Annotated in this window: 29 protein-coding genes; 11 read left to right on the forward strand and 18 right to left on the reverse strand. The window is 36.3% G+C overall.

Annotation, left to right across the window (positions count from 1 at the left end; translation table 11 throughout):
- From C1T31_RS11910 to hemN, 16 genes are all read right to left on the reverse strand, one after another.
- Window positions 1–750 carry a formylglycine-generating enzyme family protein gene (locus C1T31_RS11910; RefSeq protein ID WP_243398941.1) on the reverse strand — a complete coding sequence of 250 codons (750 nt, stop codon included), beginning with the start codon at window positions 748–750 and terminating at the stop codon, window positions 1–3.
- Between the two features lie 46 nt (window positions 751–796).
- Window positions 797–2,245, reverse strand: a complete 1,449-nt coding sequence (gene nirK / locus C1T31_RS11915; protein ID WP_103052731.1) for a copper-containing nitrite reductase — start codon at window positions 2,243–2,245, stop codon at window positions 797–799.
- Between the two features lie 238 nt (window positions 2,246–2,483).
- Window positions 2,484–4,481, reverse strand: a complete 1,998-nt coding sequence (locus C1T31_RS11920) for a TonB-copper family protein (protein ID WP_103052765.1) — start codon at window positions 4,479–4,481, stop codon at window positions 2,484–2,486.
- Window positions 4,482–4,569: 88 nt separating this feature from the next.
- A complete protein-coding gene (locus C1T31_RS11925) occupies window positions 4,570–5,421 on the reverse strand; it encodes a hypothetical protein (protein ID WP_103052732.1) in 852 nt (283 codons plus the stop codon).
- 167 nt (window positions 5,422–5,588) lie between these two features.
- A complete protein-coding gene (locus tag C1T31_RS11930) occupies window positions 5,589–5,984 on the reverse strand; it encodes a hypothetical protein (protein ID WP_103052733.1) in 396 nt (131 codons plus the stop codon).
- A gap of 54 nt (window positions 5,985–6,038) precedes the next feature.
- A complete protein-coding gene (locus C1T31_RS11935; protein ID WP_103052734.1) occupies window positions 6,039–6,485 on the reverse strand; it encodes a hypothetical protein in 447 nt (148 codons plus the stop codon).
- Between the two features lie 2 nt (window positions 6,486–6,487).
- Window positions 6,488–7,270 (reverse strand): ABC transporter permease, encoded by a 783-nt coding sequence (locus C1T31_RS11940; protein ID WP_103052735.1) that lies wholly within the window; start codon window positions 7,268–7,270, stop codon window positions 6,488–6,490.
- Complete coding sequence (locus C1T31_RS11945) at window positions 7,263–7,970, reverse strand: ABC transporter ATP-binding protein (protein ID WP_103052736.1); 708 nt, start codon at window positions 7,968–7,970, stop codon at window positions 7,263–7,265. The genes C1T31_RS11940 and C1T31_RS11945 overlap by 8 nt, the downstream gene beginning before the upstream one ends.
- Complete coding sequence (locus C1T31_RS11950; RefSeq protein ID WP_103052737.1) at window positions 7,964–9,199, reverse strand: nitrous oxide reductase family maturation protein NosD; 1,236 nt, start codon at window positions 9,197–9,199, stop codon at window positions 7,964–7,966. The genes C1T31_RS11945 and C1T31_RS11950 overlap by 7 nt, the downstream gene beginning before the upstream one ends.
- Window positions 9,200–9,201: 2 nt before the next feature.
- On the reverse strand, window positions 9,202–9,639 hold the full coding sequence (locus C1T31_RS11955) for a nitrous oxide reductase accessory protein NosL (protein WP_103052738.1): 438 nt from the start codon (window positions 9,637–9,639) through the stop codon (window positions 9,202–9,204).
- 38 nt (window positions 9,640–9,677) lie between these two features.
- Window positions 9,678–10,277, reverse strand: coding sequence for a hypothetical protein (locus C1T31_RS11960; protein ID WP_165780107.1), 600 nt, complete (start codon window positions 10,275–10,277; stop codon window positions 9,678–9,680).
- Between the two features lie 135 nt (window positions 10,278–10,412).
- Window positions 10,413–12,383, reverse strand: coding sequence for a Sec-dependent nitrous-oxide reductase (gene nosZ, locus C1T31_RS11965; RefSeq protein ID WP_103052739.1), 1,971 nt, complete (start codon window positions 12,381–12,383; stop codon window positions 10,413–10,415).
- A 35-nt stretch (window positions 12,384–12,418) separates the two neighbouring features.
- Window positions 12,419–12,997, reverse strand: a complete 579-nt coding sequence (locus C1T31_RS11970) for a fasciclin domain-containing protein (protein WP_103052740.1) — start codon at window positions 12,995–12,997, stop codon at window positions 12,419–12,421.
- Between the two features lie 7 nt (window positions 12,998–13,004).
- Complete coding sequence (locus C1T31_RS11975; protein WP_103052741.1) at window positions 13,005–13,508, reverse strand: c-type cytochrome; 504 nt, start codon at window positions 13,506–13,508, stop codon at window positions 13,005–13,007.
- Window positions 13,509–13,675: 167 nt separating this feature from the next.
- On the reverse strand, window positions 13,676–14,509 hold the full coding sequence (locus C1T31_RS11980) for a universal stress protein (RefSeq protein WP_103052742.1): 834 nt from the start codon (window positions 14,507–14,509) through the stop codon (window positions 13,676–13,678).
- A 108-nt stretch (window positions 14,510–14,617) separates the two neighbouring features.
- Window positions 14,618–15,982, reverse strand: a complete 1,365-nt coding sequence (gene hemN / locus C1T31_RS11985) for an oxygen-independent coproporphyrinogen III oxidase (RefSeq protein ID WP_207764282.1) — start codon at window positions 15,980–15,982, stop codon at window positions 14,618–14,620.
- Between the two features lie 132 nt (window positions 15,983–16,114).
- On the opposite strand from hemN, the gene C1T31_RS11990 reads away from it, so the two are divergent.
- From C1T31_RS11990 to C1T31_RS12035, 10 genes are all read left to right on the forward strand, one after another.
- A complete protein-coding gene (locus C1T31_RS11990) occupies window positions 16,115–16,714 on the forward strand; it encodes a superoxide dismutase family protein (RefSeq protein WP_103052767.1) in 600 nt (199 codons plus the stop codon).
- A gap of 92 nt (window positions 16,715–16,806) precedes the next feature.
- Complete coding sequence (locus tag C1T31_RS11995) at window positions 16,807–17,340, forward strand: RNA polymerase sigma factor (protein WP_103052744.1); 534 nt, start codon at window positions 16,807–16,809, stop codon at window positions 17,338–17,340.
- The gene (locus C1T31_RS12000; protein WP_103052745.1) at window positions 17,341–18,171 is read left to right on the forward strand and encodes an anti-sigma factor; all 831 of its coding nucleotides are present in this window, start codon (window positions 17,341–17,343) and stop codon (window positions 18,169–18,171) included. It abuts the gene before it with no gap.
- 118 nt (window positions 18,172–18,289) lie between these two features.
- Window positions 18,290–18,769 (forward strand): hypothetical protein, encoded by a 480-nt coding sequence (locus tag C1T31_RS12005; RefSeq protein ID WP_103052746.1) that lies wholly within the window; start codon window positions 18,290–18,292, stop codon window positions 18,767–18,769.
- A 47-nt stretch (window positions 18,770–18,816) separates the two neighbouring features.
- A complete protein-coding gene (locus C1T31_RS12010) occupies window positions 18,817–19,092 on the forward strand; it encodes a hypothetical protein (RefSeq protein ID WP_103052747.1) in 276 nt (91 codons plus the stop codon).
- A gap of 114 nt (window positions 19,093–19,206) precedes the next feature.
- On the forward strand, window positions 19,207–19,629 hold the full coding sequence (locus tag C1T31_RS12015; protein ID WP_123912674.1) for a hypothetical protein: 423 nt from the start codon (window positions 19,207–19,209) through the stop codon (window positions 19,627–19,629).
- Between the two features lie 178 nt (window positions 19,630–19,807).
- Complete coding sequence (locus C1T31_RS12020; protein WP_103052749.1) at window positions 19,808–20,392, forward strand: hypothetical protein; 585 nt, start codon at window positions 19,808–19,810, stop codon at window positions 20,390–20,392.
- 134 nt (window positions 20,393–20,526) lie between these two features.
- Window positions 20,527–20,868 carry a hypothetical protein gene (locus C1T31_RS12025; RefSeq protein ID WP_103052750.1) on the forward strand — a complete coding sequence of 114 codons (342 nt, stop codon included), beginning with the start codon at window positions 20,527–20,529 and terminating at the stop codon, window positions 20,866–20,868.
- A gap of 112 nt (window positions 20,869–20,980) precedes the next feature.
- Complete coding sequence (locus tag C1T31_RS12030) at window positions 20,981–21,472, forward strand: nuclear transport factor 2 family protein (protein WP_103052751.1); 492 nt, start codon at window positions 20,981–20,983, stop codon at window positions 21,470–21,472.
- Window positions 21,473–21,748: 276 nt separating this feature from the next.
- On the forward strand, window positions 21,749–22,012 hold the full coding sequence (locus tag C1T31_RS12035; protein ID WP_165780108.1) for a helix-turn-helix domain-containing protein: 264 nt from the start codon (window positions 21,749–21,751) through the stop codon (window positions 22,010–22,012).
- A 388-nt stretch (window positions 22,013–22,400) separates the two neighbouring features.
- Here the strand turns inward: C1T31_RS12035 and C1T31_RS12045 are convergent, their stop codons facing one another.
- The gene (locus C1T31_RS12045) at window positions 22,401–22,694 is read right to left on the reverse strand and encodes a GIY-YIG nuclease family protein (RefSeq protein WP_317047296.1); all 294 of its coding nucleotides are present in this window, start codon (window positions 22,692–22,694) and stop codon (window positions 22,401–22,403) included.
- Between the two features lie 520 nt (window positions 22,695–23,214).
- Window positions 23,215–23,970 carry a DUF6266 family protein gene (locus C1T31_RS12050; protein ID WP_123912675.1) on the reverse strand — a complete coding sequence of 252 codons (756 nt, stop codon included), beginning with the start codon at window positions 23,968–23,970 and terminating at the stop codon, window positions 23,215–23,217.
- A gap of 193 nt (window positions 23,971–24,163) precedes the next feature.
- On the opposite strand from C1T31_RS12050, the gene xerA reads away from it, so the two are divergent.
- Window positions 24,164–25,354, forward strand: coding sequence for a site-specific tyrosine recombinase/integron integrase (gene xerA, locus C1T31_RS12055; protein WP_103052756.1), 1,191 nt, complete (start codon window positions 24,164–24,166; stop codon window positions 25,352–25,354).
- The last annotated feature ends 154 nt before the right edge of the window (window positions 25,355–25,508 follow it).

The raw sequence follows: 25,508 nt of genomic DNA on the forward strand, positions 1-25,508 counted from the left end.
TTATTCACTTATATCTTTTACACAACGAAAACCAAGATTTTTCATGGAGTATTTTGCTTTTAGACTACCCCGAATAGCGTAACGCATAAAAGCAGCGTAATTCATTAGATCTGTAGCTCCTATAGCAGCACTACCACAAAATAAATTAGTATCTGTATCAACATCCTTTCTAGACTCTCCGGAAACTAAAACTGAATTAAAATCTGACGTCCATTCCCAAACCAAACCATGTAAATCATACACATTCCAATAATTTTTAAATGTGCTACCTATTTCATTATTAAAGGTTTTTGGTTTTTCATACCAACTTAAAATGTACTCATTATAACTTGCTTTAGTTCTTGCATCTGCAATATCTTGATCTGCCATGGCTACATATTCCCATTCATCTACTGTAGGTAATCGCTTTCCTAAACATTTGCAATAATCATTTGCAACAAACCATGATACATTTGTAACAGGTGCATTAAGAGATTGACCACTGCTTAATTCTGTATCAGATTTCCAATTAATCAAGTAATTATTATCAGCGAACAAGCGCTTTACTTTAGATCGTTGCCATTTGGGGTATTTCTTTACAAATTGCAGAAATTCTTTATTTGTAACTGGATAAACATCCATTTCAAAATCTGAAATGGTTACTTGCATAGAATCCCTACCATATAAAGGTGTATAAACGCTCCCTTTTATTGGAACCATTTCAGACTGACAAAAAGCTGTTGTCAGGTATGAGGTGAACAGAACGCTCATTATCAGTCTTAAAATAGTTTTCATGGGTATCTGCTATTAATTATTATTAGTGACCACTCTTAACTTGCTCTACTTGAGCTTTTGTTACATTGGTTTTGTTATTATCCCAAGAATTATATATATAGGTCATAACATCTGCAACCTCATCTGCACTTAATGATTGTCTTGTCATAACACTATTGTAAACTTCTCCATTTACAGTAATCTCTCCAGTTTTACCATTTAACACAATACCAATAGCACGATTAACATCGGCATTCAGGTAATCTGATTTTGCCAAAGGAGGAAAGGCCTTTGGAATACCTTGACCTTCTGCTTGATGACAAGCAAAACATGTATTCATATATATTTGCTTACCTGATTCCATTTTTTCTTCTAAAGTCTTATCAGTAGAAGCTGTTTCTGTTTTGACTTTACCATCATCTGGCATGGTTTGAATGCCTCCTCCTTCTGGTAAATAAATACCTTCTTGTTTCGTTCCTGAATAGATAGTTTTAGCTTCATCTCCAGTAACCTTAAGCATACCCAAAGCTCCTTTATTAAAAGCTCTAAAGATGGAGTGGTCTACCAAGATGAATGTTCCAGGAACATCTACTCTAAATTCTACAATAGCTGCTCCACCAGCTGGTACTAATGTAGTTTGCACATCATGATTCATCTTCATTCCACCTTCCATATAAACATTGTCAAAAATTTCACCAATCACGTGAAAAGATGATACTAAATTAGGTCCTCCGTTACCAACAAATAATCTAACCGTTTCTCCTACATTAGCTGTAATAGCATTGTCACCTGTTAAAGAACCCACACTACCATTAAACACTACATAGTCAGCATCTTCATCAACAGCTTTTTGCATGTCAAATTGTTGTAGTCCAGGTTCTCCATTTTCACCTTTAGTGTAAAAATCACCTTGCATAACATAGTATTCTTTATCCACAGGTGGTAAGCCACCTTCTGGCTCAACCAAAATCAAACCATACATACCATTAGCAATGTGCATTCCAACTGGAGCAGTTGCACAGTGATAAACATATAATCCAGGGTTAAGTGTTTTAAAACTAAAAGTTTTTTCATGTCCTGGTGCTACAAATGAAGATGTTGCTCCTCCTCCAGGTCCAGTAACGGCATGTAGGTCAATGTTATGAGGTAATTTATTATCTGGGTGGTTAGATAACGTGAATTCAACCTCATCACCCACTCTAGTTCTAATAAAACTTCCTGGTACAGAACCACCGAAAGTCCAATAAACATAAGTTGTCCCATCAGTCATAGTTCCTTCTTTTTCAAGAATTTCCATGTCAACAATAAGTTTTTTGGCTTTACGCCTACCAATAGGTCTTGGCACATTTGGGGGAGCTGTCAATTCCGCTGTCATCTCCTGACTAACAGAAATTTCGGCACTATTTTGTTTTTTTTCCTCTTTATCAGAGCAAGAATTTAGCATGAAGACCAATATTACAAGAATACCCGCAAAAATTTTATTTTTTTTCATAATAGTTTAATTAGCATTATTTTAAATAGGATAAATATGTCTTATTTTGAATTATTCAAAAATACTTTACAAAAACTTAACCTAATATGATATAAATCATATTTTGAAAGCTTTATTTATAAAACATAAAAAAGTGCTTGTTTTATTGAACTACAACAAGTACTTCAAAACTTAAAATTAAAGCAGTTGTTTGGTAAAAATTCCAGAAAGTTGTCCTCAAAGGCTTTCTGGAATTTTCTTATCTAATTATAAACGAAGCATTGATATAGAAATTTCGGCCTTGTCTAGGTATGTTGTTCCAGTCGGCATAGGTTGAATAGAAACTGTCCAGAATATTCTCAACGCCATATTTAAACACCAACTTATTGTTTTTTAAATTTACAACATTGCCTAAATTAAGGTTTAAAACACCATAAGCTGGCGTTTCGTCTTCACCATAAAAACTACTAAAACGACTTTGGTTTGCATTACCCTCCAACTGTAAGGCTGCATTGAATTTTGATGTTGCATAAGCCACTTCGGCTACATAAGAAAATGGTTTAATAATTGGTAATGGTTCGTTATTACTGCCCTGTCCGTAATTATACCCAACTGTACCATTTACCGAGAACTTTTCGGTAAAATTATATGACGTGTTTAAATACACATCAAAAATAGATGCATGATCTAATCCAGTATAAACCTTTACACCTGAAGCACCAATGGTCATGGCACTTAAGGTTGTGTCAATTTCTCCTATTATATAATCCATAATATAGAAATATGAACTTTCAATACCAATCTTAAAATCATATATGCTATAATTGGCTTTAATATTGGCTTGAAAAGATTTTTCATTGGACAAATACGGGTTTCCTATATAGTCAAAGTTATCAAAGCTATTGAACAAGAAAAATCCGTAACCTTCACTTACCGATGGTGCGCGCTCACCATAACCAACACCAAACGAAATATCGTAGTTAGGCTTTTTATAGAGATAATCTGCAGCAAACCCCATTAAAAATCTATTCTTTGAATCGGTTAAGTCCGGATAAAAAATTTGCAAACTTTCCAAACCTACTTCATTACCAATAGTATTGTTTTGGACACCTAACCTTACATTGGCTGATACCGTGGCATTTTCCGAAATGGCATAAGCATCTTTAGCATACATACCCGAATATAGTGTTCTAATATCTGGCCACGTGTACATAAACATTAATGGTTGATTGGAATCATTAGGATACATGGTCATTTCGGCTAATGAACGGTTATAGAATCCATTTAAATTGAACAATAAGCTGTGTTTATTAGCTTCAATTTTCACTTTACTGTAAAAACCATAGGTATCACTCCATCCAGGCATATCCATACGAATAGGCACATCAGGACGTTGTGAATCATCCATAATATGTGTAATGGTATTAAAGTAAAGTTTTGACTCCCAGGATTTTATAAATGCAGAATCATTTTCAAAGCTATGCGTTACCGATGTAATTAAAGCCTCGGCAAGCGATACATCCATGGGTAATGCAGGATAGCCAACGTCTGTAGCCTTATCATAAATAACATTGGCATCTAATTGATGGTTTTCAGATAGTTTATAGCTGCCTTGCAATGAGATATTGTATTTTTGAAATTGCGAATACAAAACCTCTTGGTTATTACCAGCACCGTAATTATCTGATTTTCTAAAAATACCATCGGCATTCAAATAAAACCTACTTCCAGAATACTCAACATCCAATCCAGCTGTTCTGTAATTTCCATTGGTTTCATACCCTAAATCAACACTGGATTTTAAACCAAAGTCATAGTATTTTGATTCTGGCAACTGGAGGTCTACAGCACCACCAACACAATGGCCATTTTCAGTGCCTTCCTGCCCAGAAGCAATGGTTACCCTTTTAAGGTTTGATACATCAACATACGATGTAATAGGGTCCATTTTATCAGTACATGCACCGAATATCTGCATCCCATCTATGGTAACGTTTAAACGTTCGCTTGTCATGTTACTCAATGTGGGTTCCCATGCATAATTGCCACGTTTAACCATAGTAATACGATTAGACTTTTCTAAATAATCGTCTATACTTGACAATGTTTTTTCTTGGCGATAATTACTTAATTTTCGTTGTGATATTAAGATAACCTCATCCAACTGGGTTGTATCCTTTTCCATTGAGGGCAAGGTATCTTGCCCAAATGAAAGCGTGCTATATATAAGGCCCCAAATTATAAAGAGCTTTTTCATATCTATAGTGTTTAATGACATTCTTAATATTGAATGAATGCCAATTTAGAAGAAGCCTCGATGCTGGGCATCGAGGTTCAGTTTGAAATTAAAATTCTAGTTCTAGGTACAAGCTACTTTGCTCGTTAGTATCGGTAACATCTTCACCCTTTAAAACCTCATCATCTGTGTTCATTAGTTTTAAATTCAACACCCAATACCCTGTCATAGTTAGTGATAAATTAGCATGGTACATAGTGTCTGCTGTGTTAAATGTTAAGTTGGTATTGTTTGGAGAACTATGGTTACCCATACCTGGCATACGTGGGTCTAGAGTCAGCATATAGTTTTCAACTACTGGAAAAGACATCATATTTTCCATTTTATAAACTCCAACAACTAAATCGTTGTTACCAATAATAGGGGTTTTTGGTTCAACAAGTGCCACGATGTAACGGCTATCATCACTGCCCATAAAGCTAGACACATTTTGATTGTCATTTTGCATTACGGCAATAGTTTCAGAAACCATATAATCCATACCATCAATAGTATATTCAAGCATTAATGACCATCCAGAGCCGTCAGTATTTGTCATTTGATAAACTATGGCTCCTTGGTAAATGGTATTCTTACCAGTCACTTTTTCAGGGTTGGTTTTAGGGCATGAGTGTTGCATAGTAGGCATTTGCATCATAGGCATCCATGTTATGCTTGCATCTTCAACATATTCGTTGTTCGACCTATTTTTAATACGTAAGCTTATATTATTATAACCAGTGTAGAACAAACCCGATTGATTGTACAATTCAATAGTATGTGTGTCGTTTGAAAGTTCTTGAATAAGTTGTAATCCATCAACTTCACTTGTTGGTGGTGTGTAATCATCATTTTCATCTGAAGAACAAGCAACAGTAGCAAGTGCTAAAAATAGGATAGGTAAAATATATTTAAGTTTCATTTTAATTTGTTTTAAAGCATACCAATAGCTAGTAGCTTACAAATAGCTACAAGCATTGATACATAATTTTTGGACTCGTTTTTTAAAAATTTTAATATAAAAACCTTGTCCAACCATCAATATCTGGTTAGAAAAGAATAAAAACGTCATGTTTTTAATAAAAGAAACTAAACCACGTTTGGAGGTGGTGTATCAATTGAGAGATATGTTTCAGTAATGATTGGTGTTTGATAAAACACCTTGTTTTTGTTTATATGAAAAGAAATAAATTGGGCTTCAACAGCATTAACATCTGACACAAAATATACATCTAAAACAACACGCTTGCTTTCTTGAACTGGTGCTTTACCATTGGTTCCAGATTCATTTTGAGCTAACTGCTTTTTTAAATGACATTTACCATTACAACCTTGTTGGTCATCTTTCTGAATACAAAGTGTTTTGGCTATGAAATCTTGATTAGCTAAATAATCACCCACAATAACCAACGTATTGATATTATGCGCCAGTAGAATAACTACTAAAACATACGCTGTTATTTTATGGGTTATACTTTTAATCATGGTACAAATTTAATTCATCTTTTTATGTTGAAACATGATATTGGTCACATTTTATTATAATTTGAAGTGTTCAAAATACGCCTGAATTAATGCCTGCAAATTTGTTAATGCCTCTGCTGCATCTGATACATTTTCAGTTTCACGAAGTATAGCAATTTCATCTAGCATGGGAACCAAAACAACATGCAATTGATCATGTGGCTCACCTGTCATAGTGCAGTTTTTAATAATGTAGCTTGTTTGCTTTGATAAGGAGTCACCCAAAGTTTTATAATTGGTGTTTTCCCTTTTTTTAAAGTCCGAAATTATAGCGTTCATTTTTGTGACACCTTCATGAGTTTCTGTATTCACTAACCATTTGTCACCTACATTTAATTTTAAACTTAAGGTGTCAACTATTGAAATATCGTCAACTGTATTATTAGCTTCAGTTTTCACTTCTTTTTTACAACTCACTAATGAGAGTAACACAATAACAACTATTAAATTTGATACTTTCATAATTAAAAATCTTTTCTTTTAGATTTAAACATAATGCGTAATACGGGTAGAACAACCCAAACTATGAGCATAATAAAGGATACTATGAGTCCGAAACTTGTTCCAAAAAATTGTTTGAATATAGCTCCCGTATAACCCAAAAGCGCTGAAATATCGAGCTTTAATAAGATTAATGTTCGAGACAAGTCAATAGGGTTAAGCATGGTACCCACCAAGGATAATTTATCTAAAGGGTAATCTTCAAAAAATATTAAGGTCATTAAGAAGATACCATCATAAATAATGGCCAAAAACAACCACAGCAAAATAGCATAACCAAAGCCTTTAATTTTATTCTCGTTAGACAAGGCAATATTGAATGCCAATGCTGTGAATATGAGGGTTAAAAATGTTCCGGTTATAAGTAGTAATGAAAAATCCCAAATGGCATTACTTTTAAATAAACCATAAAACACAAATGGAATACCTAATCCCAATATTAAACTCATGGTTAAAGACAAAGCAACACCCAGATACTGACCTAAAAAAATGGAAGATCGTTTAAGTGGCTGCGCTAAAAGCAATTCAGAAAACTCTTTGGAATTGTAATAATACATCACTCCGAAAATGGTTCCTATAAGTGGTACTAAAACAATGATAACATTCATTAAAGTAATGACTGCTTTAGACAAATCGTTATTAAGAAACAAGAGCACAACTCCCAATAGTAGATAAAACCCAAAATACACATAACTCCAACGGCTACGCATTAAATCGAAAAAACTATATTTTAAAATTTTAAGCATTGTTGTCTGATAATATAGACGCAATAGCATGTTCAAAATCTGGCTGATTGGTCTTGGTTTTTAATTCTGATATGGTACCCTTAAAATAGATTTTGCCTTCCAACAAAAACACAATTTCATCGGAAACCTCTTCTACAAAGCTCATAATATGTGATGTGATTAAAATGGTTTTTCCTTTTTTCTTTTCTGTTTGAATCAATTCCTTTAACCGAATTAATGAAATAGGGTCCAACCCTGTGGTAGGTTCGTCTAAAATTATGAGTGAACTATCAAACATAAAGGTTAATACTATGTTTACCTTTTGCTTCGTCCCACCAGAAAGGTTTCCCAATTTTTTATCTAAAAATGGTTCTAGCTTGAAAAGTTGAATAAGGTTTTGATCGTCGTTGGTGTGGTTTCGCAAATCCTTAATCATTTTGATAAGCTCTTTTACTTTTAAATTGCTTGGGAAGTTGGCAATTTGTGGCATATAATCAATATTATGCCTGTAGCTTGAATTCTTCTTAATATTCTCCCCTTGAACCGTAATAGTCCCTTTATTGGGAATAACCATACCAAGTACCGATTTGATTAAGGTAGTTTTTCCAGATCCATTTGGGCCAAGCACTGCAAAAATACCGCCACTTTTAATGTTTAAGTCAACACCTTTAAGCACTTCATTCTTACCAAACTTTTTATGTAGATTTTCTATACTTACCATGTTATACGCTTTGTTTGTGGGTTGTTGTCCATAAGATTGTCTGGTGTAAATACCGGAGATACTTTTTCTGAAAAATCTATGATATCAATAAATAAACTACGCAAAAGAATTATGGTTTCTGGTGTACGGTTTACTATATACGAAAACAGTTTTACAGGTCTATAAGGCACGTCGCCTATGCCATCCTTATCCAAATCATACCCTGTGTAATTACTCCAATAATTTCTATCAAAAATATTGTCATTAACCTTGCTATTATATGAGATATCGAAAGAGTTGTATAAAAAATTATTTTCTATAAAACGATTAGCATAACATGCGCCTCTCACCTTTATAGCCCAACCATTATTGGCAAAATTGTTGTTCTTATAAGTAATGCGGTTAGAGCCCTCCAAATTAATACCTATTGTATTCTCTTCGAACGTATTCCCTATAATTTCAGCATCGTTTATTTCTTTTAACAGCAAACCATAAGATGCTGTTCCCCAATTTTCCCTAAACTGGTTATTTAGCATCTTTATTTTCTTGGAAAACATAACAGCCACTCCTGCTCCATTATCTTCAAAGGTATTGTCTTGATAGATATCATCATTAGAAAACATGAAATGCAATCCATACCGTAAATTTTCTGCACTAACATTGTTTTTAATAACACAATTATCTGAAAATTCTAGATAAATACCATCACGAACATGTTCAACAAAATTGTGCTCTATATCTACATAATGGCTATACCACAATTGGATACCATTTCCAGAATTATACTCTTCTACAGCATCACCAATTATTTTGTTATGATATACCTTACCATAACTGGACTTTTCTAGATAAATACCAAAAAACAGTTTCTCTAAAACTAGGTTTTGTATTACAAAGTGTTTGCTTTTTTTAACACGAATAGCTGCATAATCTTCAGTGTAACTTGTTCCCACATTAATTATAAACAACCCATCTACTGTAACACTATCAGAAATTATAGTAATGACTTCACCTTTTAATTCGCCATCAATAACCGGATAGTTTTCACCAACCAAAGTCAAAGGTTTATCTATTTTTATATTATGCTCTTTATAAATACCTTTTTTCACCATTACGGTATCAAAAGGTTTTGCCAAAGATATGGCATGGGTTAAAGAGGTAACATCACAGCTATTACATACATTAATTGTTTGCGCACCCAAAGAAGTTACCACAAATATGGCAGCTATAAATAAGAGTTTTAGCTTCATGATTAGTCTTTAAAATGCGTTAATAATTCTTGCCAAGTGTAAAGTGTTCCCTCTTTTTCAGATTGAACTTTTTTTGCTTCTTCCCTATTTTTAAAAGCCGATAGAAAAGCTCCCATAGGGCTTGGTACATTTTTACTAATTAAAAATGTGGCTTGTGTAACATCAATTAATGCTTCAGGTTCAGAATAGTTATTTGATAAGTACAATTCAATTTCAGAAGTATCAAACTCATCTAAGAAATTTATCATACATTCAGTAGCATCGAATTTATACACTTTTCCTTTTTGGGTTACAATTTCTGCAGCATGCAGCTTATCTACAATAGTCATCTTACAAAAATGACAACCGTCATTACCATAATCAATTGGCTTTGGTGACACATTGCAGCTCACCAAGAGTACAAAAATAGTAAGTGCCAGATAGTGTTTTAGTGTTTGCATTTTTTAGTGTTTTAGTGTTTTTGTTTTTTTAAAGCTTTCTATACATCTGAATATTTTTTATGGTTTTTCTTTCCTATAAGGTAAGCTATCAACGATGTTCCTATTCCCAAGGCCAAAAAGTAGGCGCCTAAACGCGGGTAAGAATGTGCTCTAAAATTTAATATATCTTTTGTACCAAATAATGGTGGTTGAAAGCCCATTTGTGAACCATCTGGATTAGTAAACTTCATGATGGCTCTTGGATCTAGATTATGCCCATAATCATGCTCCCAAAGGTAAAAATCATAAAGTCCAGCGCTACTTAATACAATCATGAGTATAAACCAATACAAAAACCACTTATAGTTACCTTTAAAGGCAATAATTAGTCCTATTACAGTAGTTATAAGAATCCCAGCCGGAAATATTTTAAATTCAGGAATAGCTTCAGGAATATATTTCATACCCACATAATGGTTCATAAGGTTTATATTCTTGATGTCGTGCGGATTAGCATCAGCAAAATCATTAATATAAATATACATCCCTAAAGGCGTAGGATATTGCGGTGCTTCTAATGTAATCTTCCAAAGCGGAAACAAAAAGAGTCCGAGTGGCAATATTGCGGCCAATAGCATGATTATATTTGGCTTTTTCATTGTAATAGGAATTAGTAGTTTAAAAAATCAGATGTCTCTTAATAATTAGTGTTTTAATAGAAAGGCGAGAGCGAAATAATAGCTCTCGCCTTTGATAGGAAAATAAACACTAAAACAAAATTCTCCTAATTTGTTTTATTCTATATCCTCACCAAGAGACCATTTTAACGGTGTATTTGCGTTTGCTGCAGATACACGAACATAGCCTTGCATTTCTTGGTGTAATGCCGAACAGAAATCTGTACAATAGAAAGGCCATACACCTTCCTGTTTTGGTTCCCAAAGGAAAGTTTCTGTTTGTCCTGGCATAATCAGTAATTCTGATGTATTGGCTCCAATCATACTTACACCATGCGGCACATCGTAATCCTGCTCTAAATTGGTAACATGGAAATATACCTTGTCTCCTACTTTAACACCTTCAATATTATCTGGTGAGAAGTGACTACGTATCATAGTCATGTAAACATGAACAATATTGCCATCTCTTACCACTTTAGTATCTGCTTCACTTTTAGTAGCATAAGGATGGTTATTTTCTTCAAGCGGGAATAATTTTTTAGAACGAGGCTTAATTAAATCGGCTGGGCAACCCGCAGCATAGTGAGGCTCGCCTATGGTTGGAAAATCTAATAATAATTCCATTTTTTCACCTGAAATATCATATAATTGAGCCGATTGTGTTACTTCTGGACCTGTTGGCAAATAACGGTCTTTAGTAATTTTATTCATGGCAACAACATATTTTCCCCAAGGTTTTTGAGAGTTACCACCAGGAATCATTAAGTGACCAACCGAATAGTAACATGGTTGTCTATCCAGCACTTCCCAAGTACCTAACTTCCATTTCACTACTTCTGATGAAATAAAGAATGTTGTATAGGCATTTCCTTTACCATCAAATTCAGTATGTAAAGGGCCCAATCCTGGTTGTTCTACCGAACCTGCCAATACATCTTCGAAATTTAGAATTGGAATACCATAAGCATCACCTGCGAATTTTTCTTTCTCAATGGCATCAAGCATTTTAGTAAATGAGTGTACTGTTAAATTTGCAGATAATTTACCGTTACCCACTATATATTCGCCAGTTGGATCAACATCACAACCATGAGGTGATTTAGGTGTCGGTAATAAAAATACTGCTCCTGGAACTTCAAGTGGATTTACCGTAAGGACTTCTTTTTTTAGGGTTGATGTTGCCATGTGAGTAGACTCATCATAAACGTTATGCGCATAATTAGCTGGCATCATGGTGCCTCCACCATTATTCACATATTCTTCAATTTTTTTCCAGTTAACAGCTGCGATAAAGTCTTTATCGTTTTGAGATGCATTAACCTCTAAAAGTGTACTAGCCTCTTCAGTATTATAAGTAGTAAAGAAGAACCAACCATGCGATTTTCCACGACCTGGATGCGATAAATCGTAATCAAAGCCTGGCATGATTAGCTGGAATTTAATATCCATATGGCCATGTTCTGGTTCAACAGATATAAAGGTTAATGACCCTTTAAAGTTTCCTTTATAATCTTTAATTGGCATATCACGTTGCGGAATTGGTACAGAAAAACGTGTACCAGCTACAACATACTCGGTATTTTCAGTCACAAAAGAAGAACTGTGGTTACCAGCACTGTTTGGTATTTCAATTATTTCTGTAGTCTCAAAAGTTGACAAATCTACTTTTGCTATACGAGGTGTATTATTACCATTTATAAATACCCAACGACCATCTATTTCTCCTGCCGTTTGCGAAATATCTGGGTGGTGCGCATCATCCCAAGGTACAAAACCATGAGAGGTTTCCAACATGGGTTTAGTTTCTTCATTATAACCCCACGCTTTTTCTGCATCTTGTGAGAAAACAGGAATAACCTTAAATAAACGCCCTGACGGTAAGCCATAAACAGATAACTGTCCACTAAATCCACCGGAAATAAAGGCGTAAAATTCATCGTGTTCTCCTGGAGCCACGTATACTTTTTCGGCTACATTACTGGCAAGTGCACCAGATTTACTATTTGACTGATTACTGTTATTACAGCCTGTAAGAACTACAAGTCCTGTTATAAATGCTGCAACTGATTTGATAATATGTTTCATGGTTATTTATTAAATTGAATTAGTGATTTTTATTTTTAGTCTTCTGTAGGTGGTAATAATACTTTATCGATTACGTGAACAATACCATTTCCAGCAGGAATACTAGCAATAATATTTGCTCCGCCTATAACTGGTTTTCCATCTACCACCTCAACTTGTACGCTTTGGTTGTTGGCTTGTCCTAATTTTGGTAGCTTGGTAAGGATTGTTGTACTTAAATTGCCTGGAGTAACATGATACTTTAAAATGTTTGCCAAAGTATTTTTGTTTTCAGATTTTAAAAGATTATCTATTGTGCCTTCAGGTAACGCAGCAAAAGCAGCATCAGTAGGCGCAAAAACAGTAAGAGGCCCAACGTTAACTAAAGCGTTCTCTACTTGTGCAGCCTGAACAGCAGCTACCAGTGTCTTGTGATCAGGCGAACCAATTGCTATTTGAAGACAATTTGGTGTTCCCTCGTCGTCTTGTATAAATGCTTGACCAGATCGCTCTGTTACCTTCTCTTCAGTATTTTCTACTGGAGTGGTGCTTTGGGTTTCTTGGTTCTCATTTTTACATGCAAAAAATAGACAGATGCATGCCAAAACAAGACCTATTCGTTTTATTGTATCCATAATTAAATTATTTTAGTGTTCTAAAGTATTCCAAAACAGCACGTGCCTCTTCTTCTGTTAAGTTTTGGTTGGCCATAGGCGACCCATTAAATTCAATAAGCAGTTCCTTAGCCAATGGGTCATTTTTAACCATCTCTTCTGGATTCAAAATCATATTCATTATCCACTCTGGTGATCTACGCTCCAATATACCTGTTGGTGCGGGTCCAATAAATTTTTTATTAGGTCTATGGCAAGCGGTACACATTTTTTTGAATACCTCTTCCCCATGTGCTGCCATAGTTTGATCTATGTCTGCAGTCAATTCAATAGCCTTAATAGGACCTACTCCCTTACTTGTAAGATCAACCCGTTGAGAGGCTGGTGTTTTATCTTCCTTTTTAGTTGTAGCTTCAACAGGCTCTGTTTTTTTACTATAAGAAAATTTTTCTTTTTTCTTTTCTTCTTTGCCGCCACAGCTAATAACTAACATGGCGAACAATAGGGTCATTAATTTTAGTGTTGTTTTCATGATAATGTATTTAATAGCTCAAAAATAGAGACCATTTCATACTTAAAATATGATAATTATCATATTTCGGACATTTTTATCCTATTAATATTTAATAACATAAAAAGGCGTTGAACTTCAGATTCAACGCCTTTTACATATTAAACTCAAACTAAACTTATGGATGTTTAAATTTTAAAAGTCATAACGGGTAAGGTAGCATGGTTGGCCAAATCCTCTGAAATACTGCCTTCAAAGAAATGTGCCAGTCCTTTTCTACCGTGTGTAGCGATAGCTATTAAGTCTGCTCCTACCTTATTAGAAAAGCTTGTAATACCCTTTTCTACGGTATAGTCATTAACATAAGCTACATTGCTTAAGCCTTCTAAATCGCCATCGGCTTTCTTTAAGAAGCCACTGACTTTAGCTTCAATTTCTGGCGTACTCTTGAAGCTTTCACTTGGCAAGTTTACATAGATTAAATGCATTTTAGCCTTCAAGCTATCACACATGCGCTTGGCGTTTAAATAGGCTGCTACAGCATCTTCTGAAAAGTCACAAGCAAATACCACATTGTCAAACTCGGTGAGTATTGGATTGTGCTTGATGACCAATACAGGTATTTCAGCATAGCGCACTACCTTTTCGGTATTGGAGCCTACAAAAAACTCTTTAAGACCACTGGATCCGTGAGAGCCCATCACAATTAAATCAGCCTGTTGTTCTTTGGCCACTTCATTCACCTCACTAAACACTTTAAAGTGCTTCACAATGGGTGTTACGGTTAGTCCATCTAAATAATCCTTTTCCAAAAACTCATTGAAGCGCTTTTCGGCCAGTTTTAAATAGAAAATAGTTTCTTGTTGCATTTCACTATCGCCTTTGGTCAATATGGCTTCGGACATTTCCAACATGTGTAGGGCCAATATTTCAGCGTTGTTCTTTTTAGCTAGCATAGCAGCTGTTTCCAACGCGTAATCTGAATATTCAGAAAAATCTATAGGGACTATAATTTTTTTCATGATTCTTATTTTTGGTTAAACAAATTCTATTTTAATATTACTATAAGTTACGATTTATTTTAGTCAAAACCCACCTTTTCAGGGAGTTTAATCTTTAATTAACACCACTTAAACAGTCATTGAAAACAACTGTGTTTTGGGCTGTTGGCGCTGTAAACGCCTATCAAATGCCATACACACATTACGCACAAATGGTTGTCCTTTTTCGGTGACCTGAATAGCCTTTGAATGAATGGCGATCAAGCCGTCCGTTTCCATTTCTTGGAGCTTGATCAACACATCGGGCAATTCATCAAAGCACAAAGCATCATCTTGCCACGAGGTTTCAAAATGACACATTAAATTCAAAATATGGGTTCTAACCACCACATCTTCTTGGGTCAAAATATGACCTCTGTAAACCGGAATCTCATTCTCATCCAACAACTGGTAATAAGACGATAAGTCTTTCACATTTTGAGCAAAACCGTACCAACTGTCACTAATAGCCGATACACCCAACCCAATCATCATTTGGGTTTTTGAGGCTGTATAGCCCATAAAATTCCGATGCAATGTCTGACGTTGCATAGCTTGATAGAGAGAATCGGTTGACAATGCAAAATGGTCCATACCTATTTCATGATAACCCATTTCAGATAGTAACTGTTTACCCAATTCATACTGTTGGCGCTTTACGGTTGCGGTTGGCAAATCAGAATCATGAAAACCACGTTGCCCATTCCCCTTAATCCACGGTACGTGGGCATAACTGTAAAAGGCAATACGGTCTGGTTGCAACAACTTCGTTTTTTCTATGGTTTCCTGCACATGCGCTACGGTTTGGAATGGTAGCCCAAAAATAATATCATGACCTACGGATGTATAGCCAACCTCACGCGCTGTGTTGGTAACGGTTTGGACATTTTCAAAAGGCTGAATCCGATGAATAGCCATTTGCACCCGAAGGTTATAATCCTGAACGCCAAAACTCACACGTCTAAATCCTAGATCATATAAGGTTTGTAAATGTTCGCGAGTCGTGTTATTGGGATGCCCTTCAAAACTAAATTCATACTGGCTAGCCAGTGTGCTTTTTTCCAGAATACCCGTAATTAACGTTTGTAAGTTTTCAGGTGAAAAAAATGTGGGTGTACCACCACCCAAGTGTAATTCCTTAATATGAGGTTTGCCCTCGAACAGCTCACAGTATAAAGCCCATTCCTTTAAAACATAATTAATGTAGGGTTCCTCAACCTCATGGCGCTTGGTAATGCGCTTGTTGCACCCACAAAAGGTACACAGGCTCTCACAAAACGGTAAATGAATGTAGATGCTCAAACCTTCATGAGCATTGCTTTCTGTAAATGAGGTTTGCACATTGTCCTGCCACGCAAGGGCCGAAAACGTATCGGCTTCCCAATAGGGTACTGTGGGATAACTGGTATAGCGTGGTCCCGCAATATTATATTTATGTATCAATTTGCTAGTCATACCTATTAACTATATTCAAAAGTATGGTTAAGGGATTAAACAGAATATGATAATTGTCATATTTGCGCTTCAGGTTTTCCTATGTCTTAAATTATGTGTAATTTTATGGTAACTAAAATTGAAATTAAACACATGAAAAAAATAAGCCTATTGGCAATCATGGTACTTTTTGTAAGCGTGATGGCCTGCAAAAAAGACAAAAAAGAAAACACAGAAACCGAAACGACTGAAACTACGGAAATGGCAGAACCTGCTGTGGTGGAAACCAAAACGGAAGAAGTTAAAAAAATAAAAGTAGCCTTAAACCCTAAAAGTGGCAGCAATGTGAGTGGTAACGCTGTTTTTAGAGAAGAGAATGGCACTGTGCAATTTACCGCTATCATGTCTGGATTGGAACCAGGCAATCATGCTATTCATTTACATGAAACAGCCGATTGTTCATCTGATGATGGCACCTCGACTGGTGGCCATTGGAACCCTACAGCGCAACCGCATGGTAAATGGGGTGACGAAGCCGGTTACCACAAAGGTGATATTGGCAACTTTTATGCCGATGAGAATGGCAACGGAACCGCTACTCTTTCTACCGATGAGTGGTGTATTGGCTGCGGCGACCCTGCCAAAGACATTATAGGTAAAGCCATTATTGTACACCAAGGTGTAGACGATTTTACCTCACAACCTTCAGGTGCAGCAGGAGCACGTATAAGCTGTGCTGGTGTTATTGAGTAATCGTATCTTATAAAATATAAACAGAAAGCTACCAACCGGTAGCTTTTTTTATTGGCTTTTATTGCCTATTTTGTATCCATAAAACACAGCCTATGCAATTAGACCTTTTGGTTTCAAGATTTCAGGAACGCGACGAAAAAGCCTTTGAAACCCTTTATGATATGTACAGTAACAGCATGCATGGGGTTATTTACAACATTGTCAGGGACCGCGATATTGCCGAAGAAGTCATGCAGGATGTGTTTATCAAAGCCTGGCATAATGCCGATAGTTATTCTGCCAAAAAAGGGCGTTTTTTCACCTGGCTCATTAATATTGCTCGCTATGCAGCCATAGATAAAACCCGTTCAAAAGCCTTTAAGAATTCTAAAAAAAACCTACAAGCCGAATTTTTCGTAGATATCCTTGAAAACCAAGACAACCTAAACAGCCAAACCGATGCCATTGGTATCCAAAAATTTGTAAAGAAACTAGCAAAAAAATGCATTGAAGTGATTGAGCTGTTGTACTTTAAAGGTTACACCCAAAAAGAAGCTTCTGAAACGTTAGACATGCCTGTGGGCACGATAAAAACACGCAATAGAAATTGTATTAAGGAATTACGCACCATGTTAGATGTAAACTAAATGACAAATCAAGAATACATAGAATCTGGAATATTGGAACTATACGTGGCTGGTTCACTCTCTGAAGCCGAAAACGAAGCGGTGTATAACCGCTTGTTGGAAAATCCCGATTTGTTAACCGAAGTGCTAAAGATTGAGGCTTCTGTGATAAGCCTAACGGCTGCCGTGAGCCCAAGGGATTCCAAATATCTGTTCCCAGCGGTTAAACAAGCCTTGGGGTTAGATGATACGGACCCCAAAGTCATACCCCTAGACCGTAAACCACGAAACCGTTGGTATACTTACACCGGTTGGGCCGCTTCGGTATTATTGGCTGGTGGCTTGATTTGGCTATTCAACCAAAAAAGTGCTTTAGAGTCTGAAATCCAAACGGTGGAAACCGAACTCAACCAACAGCTAATTGAAAACCAATTGCTAGAAGACCAAATTAGCAAAGCCCAAGTGAGCTTGGAAGAAGCCCAAAAACTATTATCTGTAATACGCGATAAGGATATGGTTACCGTGCCTTTGGCCGGACAAGCCGTGTATCCGGAAGCCTATGCCATGGTTTATTGGGATAAGGAGACTAACAACATTTACCTAGATGCCCAAGGCTTACCCGAGCCGCCACGTGGTAAGGTGTACCAGGTGTGGTCCTTAACCCTAAACCCATTGACGCCAACCAATTTAGGCACCATAGACAGTTTTACAACAGATGCTAATAAAATCTTTACCATTAGCAATGCCAATGCCTCCGAAGCCTTTGGTATTACCCTAGAGCCAGCTGGCGGTAGTGCAAGTCCGACCCTAGAACAATTGTATGCCTTGGGTGCGGTGCAGTCTGCCCCGTAAATTGATGATTCATGATGCATGACAATCTTAAATATAGGACAGTGGAAAATCTTGCGGACGATTCCACGCCGAAATCATAGCCAAACCGTTGTATACATGCTAAAAAATACCTGACTGAATGGATAAAACAGAAAACATTGGAGCTAAAGTTGCACTAATAAACGGAATGACATTCGGTTTGGGATTTTTGTTTATAATAACGTTTATTGGAATACTTTTTTCTGATGGATTACTCGGATTAATCGGAATTGGAGCATTGTTGTCCTATAACTACTTATTCATTTCCTTGGCTTTACTATATCTGACTTTGCCAATTGCTCTCTGGATTTTTGGAAAAAGAAATACCAAAAGTTTAAATCAAGGGAAAAGTATTATAAAAACTTCAGCGGAATTCTCATTTGGTGTGAATTTGATTATATGGATTGTGTTTTTGTTTTCTCAATTACTACTTGGTGGACTTGAAAATTATTTATATCTGAATTTAATAGTCATTGGAATTATAATCGTTTTAGGCTTTTTAACGACTTATACTTTCGGGTTTTATATTGTAAAACTTACAAAAGAAAAAATAAAAGCCAATGCACAACACCGGCTATAATTCAGCGTTTTGATAGCGCAAAACTGAAAAGTAAAATATATTCAGATTTGGAAAGAAATAAAATAAAATCAAAAAATAAAATTTTAGTAATATTTGTAGTAATATTCTATGGAGTTTTGGAAGTATTATCTGAAGGTATTTATTCAAAATCTGGAATTAGTATTTTAATGATTTTGGGAGGAATATTATTAACTATAATACCAAATACGGAGGAATCATTTTTAAATGGAACTCAAATATTTGGAATTCTTATCGCGATATTTGGAGGTGTTATTTTTTACAAAAAAGTAAAAGAAAAACTGAATAAAAAAAACGTTGAGTAACAATGTATAGTCGTATTTGCTTCGCCAACCGCTGTGCTCGTGTAACACAATGCAATCGAAGATTCAACGAAGTTAAACCATAGCCAAACTGGTGTGATTCAAAAAAAAAGCGAAATGAACATTCAAGAAGGATTTAAGATTGACGAACCCGATATTTTCATTCCATGGGATATTGATGAACAGACATTGGCTCAAAAACTGAATGTACACAACTTTAAGCGTGTAACTACAGGGTATTATACCATTTCATGCAAATCGTTAAATGGACTGAATTGTATTCTTGGATTTCACTTCGAGCCTCGAGAAAATGGAATTTTAAATGAATTGGAGTTTTTTAGAACGGACTACAGTGACCCAAAAAAATCATTTAACGACTTCCAATCTCATTTCGTGAATGAATTTGGAAATCCAACATCGGAATCTAACGGAACCGAGGGATTTAAAAATTATGTATGGAATTTCAAGACAGTTCAAATTGTCCATTATGTGTTCGATAGATTTGGACTAGAAGAACATATGAGAATTAAAAGAATATAAAAGCATGAAATTTCAACATTGGTATAATTCAGTGTTGCGATACTACAAAAACAAAAAGTAAAACCTATATTTAAACTGATTTCTCTGCGGAATAGTCCTCTCACCTGCGCAAAACTTTGGTGAGCCAAGACGGAGGATTCAACAAAGTCAAACCATAGCCAAACCGTTGCCGACAATATTGAAAAAACTACTTCAAATAATAATTTTAGTGTTAATCATTTCCTGTGATTCAAAAAAAAGCACACCTGATTTAGCTGATAAGGAATTTGAAGTTTGCATAGAATTAGAATACTCAAACCGAATTGAAATCGGACCCGCAGGTGGAAATTTAACTGTCAAAAAGAACATTCATAAACTATTGGAACAGGCTTTAGTTAAAAAAGGTTATTTGACTGATACAACCAAAAATGGATATCTAAACCTATTTAACCAAATTAAACAGAGTGACATTGATTCTGACTTTTTTGACCAATTCAAAATACAACTTGGATTTGACCCATTTCCCTTATTCCCTTTTATTGGGCAAGCGCAACTAAAATGCTATGACCAAGTTGTATTAAGAAAAGAGATGGTCTACAAAACAAGTTGGCAATATAATGTAATGGAATCCTTATGGGAAATTGAAAAATCTGGAGACTTAAATTTCAATGATGATAATTTAGCTAATGCTTTAATGAGTATTCCTGAAGATAAATTTGAACTTTTGATATACCGAAAATTGTTTCTTGATGTTATATATATTTATCATAACTTTAATAAATAAAAATACTGTAGGCAACACCAGCTATTGTTCCGTGCTTCTGACTTTGCCTTGCCAGTCACTGTGCTCGTGTCACGCAACGCAATCGAAGATTCAACAAAGTTAAACCATAGCCAAAATGTTGGCAGAAATTAAAAATGAACGAATCACACATACAAGATAGAATTTGGAGAATTGTAGATGGAGTGCCATTAAAATTAAGCAATGTGACAATTAAGACAACCGATTCGAATAAACTACTTGTGACAGGTTGGACGAACACTGTTCATTATGAAAACATTAAAAAAGATTCTGTATTAAGAGAATTGGAAGAGTTAAAAGCGACATTCAATGACCTGACCGAAAGATTTGTAGACTTGAAGACAATAATTGCAAAGAATAATTTAGTAGTAGAATTTCATATGGCATATGATGACGCAGGAAAAGTTGGAATTGAACTTTGCTCTGAACTTAATGGAAAACTAAATTGGTATTTATAGAAAAAATAAAATACTATTTACAACACCAGCTATAAGTTCATTGCTTCTGACTTTAATTCGCCAGGTGCTGTACTCATTTAGCAAACAAACCACCCATAAAAACGTAAACAACATGGTACTACAAAAACTTCAATTTATTTTTTTTACCGCCATACTGCTCAATAGTGCATTAGGGTATTCTCAAGAAACCTATCCAGATATTTTAAACAGGGCTTATGTGCCAGTTAATCAAGAACTCTATGACACGATTGTAGCCCTAGATAAAAAACTATTTGATGCCTACAATTCTTGTGATATGGCCACGCAAGAAGCCCTCTATTCAGAAGATTTGGAGTTTTATCACGATCAAGGCGGTTTAGTGACTTCAAAACAGCAAGTTTTAACCGCACTGGAAAACAATATTTGCGGGAAGGTAACCAGAACATTAATTGAAGGTAGTATTGAGGTTTATCCTATAAAAGACTTTGGAGCTGTTGAAATAGGATACCATACGTTCAATAATAAAAATACACCCGAAAATAAATCAAAAGCTAGTAGATTTATTGTGGTTTGGAAACAAACCAATGACCATTGGACGGTTTCAAGAGTTATCAGTCTTCATTAAAATAATTATTTAGATCCTGAAATTGTCATTGCGAGCTTTTCGACTGTCGCTCAAGACAGGCTAAAGCGAAGCAATCTCACAACCGAAAGGTTCATTGTACAGATTACTTCGTCGTTTGTACCTCACTCCTCGTAATGACGGAAAGTGTCTTTGGATGAAGTCGTCATTAAGACCAATACCTTATCAACAACCACTTGTTAAAAACTTGTTTTTTAAGGGTTTACAGCTTAAACCATTAGGCTTTAATTTTAAGATAACAACTTAAATTTTATGCCTATGGGAAACAAACCAAACCCAGAGCGTCCACAGTCAGCAACCTTGATTATGGATGCCCAGATGATTGCCAATGAAGCATGGTACACCACTGGTGATATCATGCAACTCTTCAAAATTAGCCGCAGTAGCGTGTATAGGCTTCGCATGAGCAAGCAGCTACCCTCCTGTCAATTGGGCGGAACTATTGTGTTCCCCAAAAGCCTCATTAACAAAGTGCTTTTGGACAAAGCCTTAAGCCAGGCCAAAGGTTTTTTTGAAGAGTGAATGGCGAGCCGTCTGTATGGTTTTCTCCCAATAACTCATGTTAATAGCAAAAGGTCTTTACGGTTGCGTAAAGACCTTTTTTTAATATCGGTCATTGCGAGGGAGGCACTACCCAAGCAATCGTTGATTCCACCTAACGACTATGAGATTGCCTCCCACTTCGTGCCTCGTGGTCGTAATGACGTTCTTCTATTGTTACCAACAAAGAAAAATAAAAACGCTAGCGTCATTGCGAGGGAGGCACGACCGAAGCAATCCGTTGGTTCAACCTATCGACTATGAGATTGCTTCGCTTTAGCCTGTCTTGAGCGACAGTCGAAAGGCTCGCAATGACGCTATATTTTCATTTCAGCACTCCTCGCAATGACGTTTACATAGCAATGGTAAACTAATCAAAATAAAACAACCAGCCATCCGAAAGGTCATTCCATTGAGGATTATCTGCTTCAATTAATCTCATTTTTCGAGTTCTATTTCCTGCCTTTATTTGCTTTTCCCTTGCAATAGCCTGATTGATATCGGTAAAGGTTTCGTAGTAAACCAGTTTGTCACAATTATATTTTGAAGCAAATCCCTTATAAGCTTTTGTTTTATGCTGATAAATTCGTTTTAATAAGTCACTGGTCACACCAACATAAATAACAGTGTTATTTTTATTTGCCAAAAAATATACATAAGACATTTTCATAAGAAATAAGATACAATTTTTTCGTCATTGCGAGGGAGGCACGACCGAAGTAATCCGTTGGTTCAACCTATCGACTATGAGATTGCTTCGTCGTTCGTTCCTCTCTCCTCGCAATGACGTTCTTAATACGTTACAAATAAAGAAAAATAAAAACCCTTGCGTCATTGCGAGGGAGGCACGACCGAAGCAATCCGTTGGTTCAACCTATCGATTATGAGATTGCCTGCCTGTCGGCAGACAGGCTTCCCACTTCGTTCCTCGTGGTCGCAATGACGTTCTTAATACGTTACAAATAAAGAAAAATAAAAACCCTAGCGTCATTGCGAGGGAGGCACGACCGAAGCAATCCGTTGGTTCAGCCTATCGACTGTGAGATTGCCTGCCTGTCGGCAGACAGGCTTCCCACTTCGTGCCTCTCTCCTCGCAATGACGTGTTTAGCCTGTACGGAATACCCACAAAAAAAAGGCCCTTGCACAACAGCAAAGACCTTTTTTAAACTATCTAGTCTTGGGATTACAACACCGTAACCGCACCCAAATAGGTGCTTGTGGCCGCCAGTTTACCGGTTTCGGTTACAAAGCTAGCCCATACCTGTACCTCCTGCCCGGCCATAAAGCCGGGTAAGGTTAATTGCACGGCGGTTTCCTCGCGGGTGCCCACAAACTCAAAAATTTGATACAGTTGGGTTGCGGGTGCAAACACCACGGCTACCAATTGGTCTAAAGGGCTGGCATTACCCTGCCCGCTATTGTCTGCCCAACCTAGGTCTAATACCTGGTTGGCAGCAGCAGCCAGCGTGGGTGTTTCCATGCCGCGCAAATCGCCTTTACTAATGAGCACCTTGGTAAAGTCTATTTCAAAACCACCGGGAATAGCCGTTAGGGCCTCGGTTAAATGGTAGGCTGTTGCCAGGTTGTAAGGCGATTTAACACCTTGCTTTTTGCCAAAGTACTTGCTTAACAACCCACGCAGGGGTGTTAAGAAGGTAACCACGGTTTTAAAACGCTCGCGTTGTAGTAGTTGGTCTTCGGTAGGTTTGTAGTCGCCACGCTGTGGTAAACTACGCATGATATTTTGACCTCTCCAACGGGCGCCAACTACGTTGCCCACTTTACCGGAGAATCCGCCTAAAATACCTTTTTCAAAAGTTGCCATAAGCATAAAATTTGGGGTTAAACATGCAGCCAAAGTAGGTGCTAATGGTTTAAGTACCAAGACCGTGACACATATTGACACACATTGACACATATTGACACACATTGACACCATTTGACACAAATTCATGATTTTTAGGGGGTTTTGTTCGAGTGTTGTTCGAGGATTGTTCGAGAATGGGCTTTAAAAATGCAGTTTTTAGGGAGGATTCTCGAAGGATTGTGGAAGAAGCTTATCAAAAATTGAGGATTAACGGGTCTTCGGGCTATTGTTTATAGCTATTTTATTTGTTATATTTCAATAAAAAATGAGCCAGTTACCTATAATAACCCTATCTCGTGCCCAGCATAGGCAGGCTAATCAAATTCTTATAGGATTTAAGCATGACTGGGTATTGATGGATGTGGTCAAGCATTTGCCCAATGCCAAGTGGAGCAAAACTCTAAAAAGTTGGTATATTGCAAACAACCCAGAAAACCTAAAGCTTATTTTTTCGGTTTTTAAAGGTCATGCTATCATAAACAGCTCCCAACTGTTTAATACCCCTAAAACTAAAGTTGGGTCTTCAAAACCAAAGGGAAAAAGAACACTTACCCAAAGTAATAGGGATTTACTAAATGGTTTTTATAGGTTTTTGAAGGGAAAACGGTATAGCAAAAGCACTGTAGATACTTATAGTTTTTTTGTAGCCGATTTTATTGAGTTTCATAACGCTAAAAACATCAATACATTAACCATAAAAGAGGTTCGTGCTTTTATTGAAACTGTATTTATAAAACGACATTATTCTATTAGTAGTCAACGTCAATTTATTAGTGCCGTTAAACAGTTTATTATTTATTATCCCGATACCCAGATTAGCAATTTGCAATTAACCCGACCAAAAAAATCCAAAACATTGCCATTAGTGTTATCACAAAATGAAATCATTGATTTAATTAGGTGCACCCAAAATTTGAAGCATCGTGCTATAATAGCCCTCATATATTCTTGTGGCCTTCGTATTAGTGAGTTAATAAATTTAAAACTGACCGATATTAATATTGACAGGAAACAACTTGCCATAAAAAATGGAAAAGGTCGTAAAGACCGCTATGTGAGTTTGGCCGAAAGTTTTATTCCGTTGCTATCAAATTACTACCATACTTACAAACCTAAAGTATATTTTGTTGAAGGGCAAAGTGGTGGCAAATACAGTGCAGAAAGCATTAGACAGTTTTTAAAGCGTTGCTGTAAAGCTGCTGAAATACACAAGCCCGTGACACCACATACATTGCGGCACAGTTACGCCACGCATTTATTAGAAAATGGTGTGGATTTGCGTTACATACAGGAGCTATTGGGACATGCCAAGCCAGAAACCACCATGATTTACACCCATGTGAGCCGCAAGGACTTGTTGCAAATAACCAACCCGCTGGACAGTGCCTTAAAACAAATGGGCAAAACCGATAAAACCAATATAAATGTTCTCTTATCCCGAAATTTAAACCGATAAATACATATATTTGTTGGTATATAACCAGTTACCCACAAGCTGAAAAACCAACCACACAAAAGCAAAGAGTGCTATCGCACACATTGCTTTTTTCCCACCTCTGACTAATAATGCTAATTATAGTCTGTTGTTTAAGCTGAATACTAAAGTTAGC

The organism is Hanstruepera neustonica, from assembly GCF_002895005.1.
In the GTDB taxonomy this organism is placed as follows: domain Bacteria; phylum Bacteroidota; class Bacteroidia; order Flavobacteriales; family Flavobacteriaceae; genus Hanstruepera; species Hanstruepera neustonica.

Excerpts from the sequence above, each read along its gene's own strand:
- C1T31_RS12015 (WP_123912674.1), top strand. The coding sequence starts at position 19,207 with ATGAACATTCAAGAAGGATTTAAGATTGACGAACCCGATATTTTCATT.
- C1T31_RS11925 (WP_103052732.1), bottom strand. The coding sequence starts at position 5,421 with ATGAAACTTAAATATATTTTACCTATCCTATTTTTAGCACTTGCTACT.
- C1T31_RS11945 (WP_103052736.1), bottom strand. The coding sequence starts at position 7,970 with ATGGTAAGTATAGAAAATCTACATAAAAAGTTTGGTAAGAATGAAGTG.
- C1T31_RS11940 (WP_103052735.1), bottom strand. The coding sequence starts at position 7,270 with ATGCTTAAAATTTTAAAATATAGTTTTTTCGATTTAATGCGTAGCCGT.
- C1T31_RS11930 (WP_103052733.1), bottom strand. The coding sequence starts at position 5,984 with ATGATTAAAAGTATAACCCATAAAATAACAGCGTATGTTTTAGTAGTT.
- C1T31_RS12025 (WP_103052750.1), top strand. The coding sequence starts at position 20,527 with ATGAACGAATCACACATACAAGATAGAATTTGGAGAATTGTAGATGGA.
- C1T31_RS11980 (WP_103052742.1), bottom strand. The coding sequence starts at position 14,509 with ATGAAAAAAATTATAGTCCCTATAGATTTTTCTGAATATTCAGATTAC.
- C1T31_RS12005 (WP_103052746.1), top strand. The coding sequence starts at position 18,290 with ATGGATAAAACAGAAAACATTGGAGCTAAAGTTGCACTAATAAACGGA.
- C1T31_RS12045 (WP_317047296.1), bottom strand. The coding sequence starts at position 22,694 with ATGTCTTATGTATATTTTTTGGCAAATAAAAATAACACTGTTATTTAT.
- C1T31_RS12000 (WP_103052745.1), top strand. The coding sequence starts at position 17,341 with ATGACAAATCAAGAATACATAGAATCTGGAATATTGGAACTATACGTG.
- nirK (WP_103052731.1), bottom strand. The coding sequence starts at position 2,245 with ATGAAAAAAAATAAAATTTTTGCGGGTATTCTTGTAATATTGGTCTTC.
- C1T31_RS11920 (WP_103052765.1), bottom strand. The coding sequence starts at position 4,481 with ATGAAAAAGCTCTTTATAATTTGGGGCCTTATATATAGCACGCTTTCA.
- C1T31_RS11950 (WP_103052737.1), bottom strand. The coding sequence starts at position 9,199 with ATGAAGCTAAAACTCTTATTTATAGCTGCCATATTTGTGGTAACTTCT.
- C1T31_RS11955 (WP_103052738.1), bottom strand. The coding sequence starts at position 9,639 with ATGCAAACACTAAAACACTATCTGGCACTTACTATTTTTGTACTCTTG.
- C1T31_RS12030 (WP_103052751.1), top strand. The coding sequence starts at position 20,981 with ATGGTACTACAAAAACTTCAATTTATTTTTTTTACCGCCATACTGCTC.
- C1T31_RS11970 (WP_103052740.1), bottom strand. The coding sequence starts at position 12,997 with ATGGATACAATAAAACGAATAGGTCTTGTTTTGGCATGCATCTGTCTA.
- C1T31_RS12050 (WP_123912675.1), bottom strand. The coding sequence starts at position 23,970 with ATGGTGTCAATGTGTGTCAATATGTGTCAATGTGTGTCAATATGTGTC.
- C1T31_RS11935 (WP_103052734.1), bottom strand. The coding sequence starts at position 6,485 with ATGAAAGTATCAAATTTAATAGTTGTTATTGTGTTACTCTCATTAGTG.
- C1T31_RS12035 (WP_165780108.1), top strand. The coding sequence starts at position 21,749 with ATGGGAAACAAACCAAACCCAGAGCGTCCACAGTCAGCAACCTTGATT.
- C1T31_RS11960 (WP_165780107.1), bottom strand. The coding sequence starts at position 10,277 with ATGAAAAAGCCAAATATAATCATGCTATTGGCCGCAATATTGCCACTC.
- C1T31_RS11910 (WP_243398941.1), bottom strand. The coding sequence starts at position 750 with ATGAGCGTTCTGTTCACCTCATACCTGACAACAGCTTTTTGTCAGTCT.
- C1T31_RS11995 (WP_103052744.1), top strand. The coding sequence starts at position 16,807 with ATGCAATTAGACCTTTTGGTTTCAAGATTTCAGGAACGCGACGAAAAA.
- C1T31_RS11990 (WP_103052767.1), top strand. The coding sequence starts at position 16,115 with ATGAAAAAAATAAGCCTATTGGCAATCATGGTACTTTTTGTAAGCGTG.
- hemN (WP_207764282.1), bottom strand. The coding sequence starts at position 15,982 with ATGACTAGCAAATTGATACATAAATATAATATTGCGGGACCACGCTAT.
- nosZ (WP_103052739.1), bottom strand. The coding sequence starts at position 12,383 with ATGAAACATATTATCAAATCAGTTGCAGCATTTATAACAGGACTTGTA.
- xerA (WP_103052756.1), top strand. The coding sequence starts at position 24,164 with ATGAGCCAGTTACCTATAATAACCCTATCTCGTGCCCAGCATAGGCAG.
- C1T31_RS11975 (WP_103052741.1), bottom strand. The coding sequence starts at position 13,508 with ATGAAAACAACACTAAAATTAATGACCCTATTGTTCGCCATGTTAGTT.